The following is a 5032-nucleotide window of genomic DNA, read 5'->3' on the forward strand; positions in this document are numbered from 1 at the left end:
GCGATCGCCTATTTAGTAGGTTGGGTGGAGGTACGGAACCCAACAACAACATCTCTCAGTTATGTTGGGTTTCACCCAACCTACCCAGGAGGTAAGGCGATCGCCTATTTAGTAGGTTGGGTGGAGGTACGGAACCCAACAACAACATCTCTCAGTTATGTTGGGTTTCACCCTATCAGTGATGTTGGGTTTCACCCAACCTACCCAGTAGTTGGGTTTCACCCAACCTACATGGCTTATATGTCGGGAGGGGAGAAGTCCCTAACAGCCCTCCAGCCTTACCGACCCTCCCCATTTTATGCCTTCGATGAGGTCGATATGTTCTTCGACGGGGCAAATGTGGAACTATTAGCTAAAATGATTAAAGGAGAAGCAGAACAAGCCCAGTTTATTGTGGTTAGTCTGCGTCGCCCAATGATGGAAGCCTCCCAGCAGACCTGGGGTCACACAAGCTAGGGGGGCTTATACTCAGGTTCTGGGTATCAAACTGTAGTAAGTTGACCCGGTAACATATATTTACGTTTGGAATTAAATTTAGCCAAGTATGACATCTGAACATATCCGCCAACGTTCCGATCTTCTCGGCACTCAAGTGATTACCCGCGATCGCGGTAAGCGACTAGGAGTCGTTAGCCAGTTGTGGGTTGATGTGGACCGACGAGAAATTGTAGCCCTGGGGTTGCGAGACAATTTTCTGGCTGTGGCTGGACTCCCTAAATACATCTATCTCAACAGGATCTGTGAGATCGGCGACGTGATCTTGGTGGATAACGACCAGGTTCTTGAAGATGATGTTGATATAGAAGGTTACAGCGATTTGATCAACAGTGAGGTAATTACAGAAACCGGAGAACCCCTCGGACGAGTGCGGGGCTTCCGCTTCGATACCCGTGATGGTAAGCTCGAATCCATTATTATTGCCTCTCTGGGTTTCCCACAAATTCCAGATCAGGTTATTAGTACCTATGAACTTTCCATAGATGCGATCGTTAGTAGTGGTCCGAACCGCTTAATTGTCTTTGAAGGCTCGGAAGATCAACTTCAACAGTTGACGGTCGGTGTTCTGGAACGTCTCGGACTGGGTGAAGCACCCTGGAACCGCGAAGAAGAAGGAATGTATTATCCCCCCACGGTTAAACCTGCTAACCAATTGGGTACTGGTGTTCCTCAAGCACCACCACAACAACAATATCGCACCCCCGCCCCGGTTGAGGAAGCCTGGGAAGAAGAAGAAACCTGGCAAGAGGCGATCGCCCCTCCCCCCGTTAGACAGCCTGAACCAGTTTATGATGATTATGAAGATGATAACTGGGGAGATGCTGAACGAGATGATTATGATGATGCGGAATATGTGCCGATAGAACCGCCCCGCCAAGAACGTCTCTATGCCCGAGAATATCAGTATGAATATGAGGATGATGTGGAGTCTGATGCTTGGGCTGATGATGAAACCCCTAAACCTTATAAAGCCCCCCGTGTCAATATTCCTGACAAAAAGAAAATGCCGGAATATGAGGAAGAACCCGGCGGCTACTAACTAACCTGCTCCCACGCTAAATATTCCGATCATGTCATGGCGTGGGATTCCCATTTGGGGGTTGACAAATTTTGCAAAATGTGGTAGCTATGTAGCGCCAGAGTCTGTTTTTTTAGGGAGACAGGGGCGATCGAAAAATGTTAAGCTGGCAAATGTTTAGTATTTGACTGCATAGTTATTTATGGCTTCAATTCAATTTTCACGGGGAGTTGACGAAGAAGTAATCCCAGATGTGCGATTGACTCGTTCCCGAGATGGTAGCCAAGGAACGGCTACATTTCGTTTCCAAAATCCCAAGGCTTTGGCTGATGATGCGACTGAGGAAATTACTGGGATGTATTTGATTGACGAGGAAGGAGAAATTGTCACTCGTGAAGTTAAGGGAAAATTCATTAATGGTAAAGCTACCGATATTGAGGCGACTTACTTAATGAGAAGCCCTGAAGAGTGGGATAGGTTTATGCGATTTATGGGTCGCTATGCTGAAGAAAACGGTTTACAATTCAATAAGTCCTAACATATCCGGTAGTTATGGAAACTCCCACCGTCATGACTATAGCTTGGCGGCGGGGTTTTCCTCCCTATCCTCCCAACTGTGATTGGTTAAAATTATGTCAGTATACTATGGGCGGACTCGACATATAATTCTTAGATAGCTGATGATAATTTTACGGAAACTATGATCGAAATTCGCCGCCATTCTCCTAACCCTTCTGTTGATGTCCTCAATCTCAGTTACCAAATAGTCACACCAGATGCTAAACCACGACATATATTAGAAGAAATAGTCTGGCAAAAAGAAAAGGAAGTTAGCCAAAAACGCGATCGCCTACCATTACTAGAATTAAGAAAACGGGTGATGGACTTGCCCCCCTGTCGGGATTTTCTGGGGGCGCTAAAAACCTCGGCTACCCGTCCCGCCGTCATCGCAGAAGTGAAAAAAGCCTCCCCTAGTAAAGGCATAATTAGAGAAGATTTTGACTGTGTGGCGATCGCTAAAAGTTACTCACTTGGCGGCGCAAGCTGTATCTCCGTTTTAACTGACGAAAAATTCTTTCAGGGTAGCTTTGAAAACCTCGCGAAAGTCCGCGCCGCCGTAGATCTGCCCCTACTGTGCAAGGATTTCATGATCTACCCCTATCAATTCTATCTAGCACGACTACATGGGGCTGATGCAGTTTTGCTAATTGCAGCCATTTTGTCTGACCAGGATCTGCAATATTTTCTCAAAATTGCTAAGATGCTCACCATGACTGCCCTGGTAGAAGTTCATACCCTCGCGGAACTCGATCGCGTTTTGGCACTTGATGGAGTTAACCTGATTGGCATAAATAACCGCAACCTCTCCGATTTTACCGTAGACCTCAACACCACAACCACCCTATTAGAAAAACGGCGATCGCAAATCAACTCCAGTAATATCCTGGTGGTCAGTGAGTCCGGTTTGCATCAAAGCACCGACCTAGATATTGTACTCCAAGCTGGCGCGGAAGCCGTCTTAATCGGGGAATCCCTGGTTAAACAACCAGATCCTCAAATCGCCCTGCAACAAATGTTAGCTAGAGCTTAAAAGCCAGTAGAATATTTAGTTCCCCCTAACCTAGTACAAATACGGATAGATACCGCAATGGATGATAAGTTAATGTTGATGATTCCGGGACCAACCCCAGTACCCGAAAAAGCATTACTCGCCCTGGCTAAACACCCCATAGGACACCGCAGCGGTGATTTTAGTCAAATTATGGCGGAGGTACAAGAAAACCTCAAATGGCTACACCAAACCCAAAATGATGTCTTAATCCTTACCGCCAGCGGGACTGGTGCAATGGAAGCCGGAATTATTAATTTCCTCAAACGTGGCGATCGCGTTTTATGTGGTTGTAACGGTAAATTTGGCGATCGCTGGGCGGAAGTCGCTACAGCATACGGGTTAAATGTAGAAATCATTTCCGCTGAATGGGGACAACCCCTAGACCCCGAAAAATTCCGCGAAGTCCTCGAAGCGGACACCGAAAAGCAAATTAAAGCAGTCATTATCACCCACAGCGAAACCTCAACCGGGGTTCTCAATGACCTGGAAACCATCAACCGCCACGTCAAAAACCACGGGGAAGCCCTAATTATTGTTGATGCAGTCACCAGTTTAGGCGCTGTTAATCTTCCTATTGATGAATGGGGATTAGATGTGGTAGGGTCCGGTTCCCAAAAGGGTTATATGATTCCCCCAGGACTAGCTTTTGTCTCTGTCAGTCCTAAAGCATGGGAAGCCTACAAAACCGCTGACCTACCCCGCTATTACTTCGACCTGGGACCATACCGGAAAACCGCAGCTAAAAATACTAACCCCTTTACCCCCCCGGTTAATCTGTTTTATGCACTCCAGGTGAGTTTGCAAATGATGAAAGCCGAGGGGTTAGAGAATATTTTTGCCCGTCATCATCGCTTAATGACCATGACACGGGATGCGGTCAAAGGCCTGAATTTGCCCCTATTTGCCCCCGATCATGCTGCTAGTCCCGCTATAACTGCGGTTTGCCCTCCTGAGTCTATAGACGCGGAAAAGGTGCGCTCTATCATGCGAAAACAGTTTGATATCGTTTTGGCTGGAGGACAAGATCACCTCAAGGGTAAAATCTTCCGTATTGGGCATTTGGGTTTTGTTTGCGATCGCGATATTCTTTGTGCGATCGCTGCCTTAGAAACTACCCTCCAACAGTTGAACTAAAATAAAGTTTGACAGTTAAAGCGCCATCATAGCCAGAAACTGGGTTTCTATGACCATCTTGGTGAGACCATCAAAAACCTAGAAACCCCGTTTCTGCTTTTAGATCTCAATAAGCTGTTGCCAGCCAATCAAAGATTTTCTCAAGTTGTTCAAGGGTCACAAGTCCATATTGCCAAAGTGTCATCGATAGGGGACTTGGATCAGGATACTTATGTTTCTCTTCTGACCGCTTATGTACCCTCTGTGCCGCCTCAATAGAAGCCTGGGAAATTGATAATTCTTCTGTTAAAAAATTCAGAAATTGTGCATATTTTGTGGGTGTCAATTTTGGTTTCACCTCCTAGATAGTAGACACCACCTGATCTGTCTGTTGACTTCGCAAAGAAATCCAAATCTATGGCTGTTGTATACGTTGATTAAGCAACTAGCGCAAAGCATACCCACCCCTTAGCACCAGGGGTAAAAGCCCACCAGTACCGTAAGCCGGGTTCACTGCTACGAACCTACATCGGTCTCTAATTAAATTCCGCAAGATTTGAAAATCACGGCGGACTTTCATTGGTGAGGTAGCAGGATCTTGATATCTTCCGCTCTACAAACTAACCGAATTAAGCGGCTGATTCTGCTACTGGTTCCGTTGATTGATTAAGTCGGATATTTGCCATATCCCTAACAGAAGTTAGACCCTATCAATCACGTAAAACTCCTGGGAGGGTTGGAAGCTCCGTGATTGATCACGGAGAGGAAAACCGACTCAAGCGGCTTTAGCC

The 5032-nt window shown here is 46.3% G+C and carries 5 protein-coding genes and 1 pseudogene; 5 read left to right on the forward strand and 1 reads right to left on the reverse strand.

The genetic code is table 11. The features are described 5' to 3' along the window. Window positions 1-240: 240 nt before the first annotated feature. The 5 genes and pseudogenes from ACTIE0_RS22640 to ACTIE0_RS22660 all read left to right on the forward strand — a co-directional run. Window positions 241-493 (forward strand): annotated as a pseudogene (locus tag ACTIE0_RS22640) (chromosome segregation protein SMC); the annotation flags it as partial. Window positions 494-544: 51 nt separating this feature from the next. Further along, window positions 545-1537 (forward strand): PRC-barrel domain-containing protein, encoded by a 993-nt coding sequence (locus ACTIE0_RS22645; RefSeq protein WP_006621247.1) that lies wholly within the window; start codon window positions 545-547, stop codon window positions 1535-1537. Window positions 1538-1718: 181 nt separating this feature from the next. Beyond that, window positions 1719-2054, forward strand: coding sequence for a photosystem II reaction center protein Psb28 (psb28, locus tag ACTIE0_RS22650; protein WP_006621246.1), 336 nt, complete (start codon window positions 1719-1721; stop codon window positions 2052-2054). Between the two features lie 162 nt (window positions 2055-2216). Beyond that, window positions 2217-3107 (forward strand): indole-3-glycerol phosphate synthase TrpC, encoded by an 891-nt coding sequence (trpC, locus tag ACTIE0_RS22655; RefSeq protein ID WP_006669856.1) that lies wholly within the window; start codon window positions 2217-2219, stop codon window positions 3105-3107. A gap of 57 nt (window positions 3108-3164) precedes the next feature. Then, on the forward strand, window positions 3165-4262 hold the full coding sequence (locus ACTIE0_RS22660) for a pyridoxal-phosphate-dependent aminotransferase family protein (RefSeq protein ID WP_006621244.1): 1098 nt from the start codon (window positions 3165-3167) through the stop codon (window positions 4260-4262). A 106-nt stretch (window positions 4263-4368) separates the two neighbouring features. Here the strand turns inward: ACTIE0_RS22660 and ACTIE0_RS22665 are convergent, their stop codons facing one another. After that, a complete protein-coding gene (locus ACTIE0_RS22665) occupies window positions 4369-4587 on the reverse strand; it encodes a DUF2949 domain-containing protein (RefSeq protein ID WP_035759814.1) in 219 nt (72 codons plus the stop codon). Window positions 4588-5032 lie beyond the last annotated feature (445 nt).

Origin of the sequence: Limnospira sp., assembly GCF_051859755.1 — a bacterium.
GTDB classification, from domain to species: domain Bacteria; phylum Cyanobacteriota; class Cyanobacteriia; order Cyanobacteriales; family Microcoleaceae; genus Limnospira; species Limnospira fusiformis.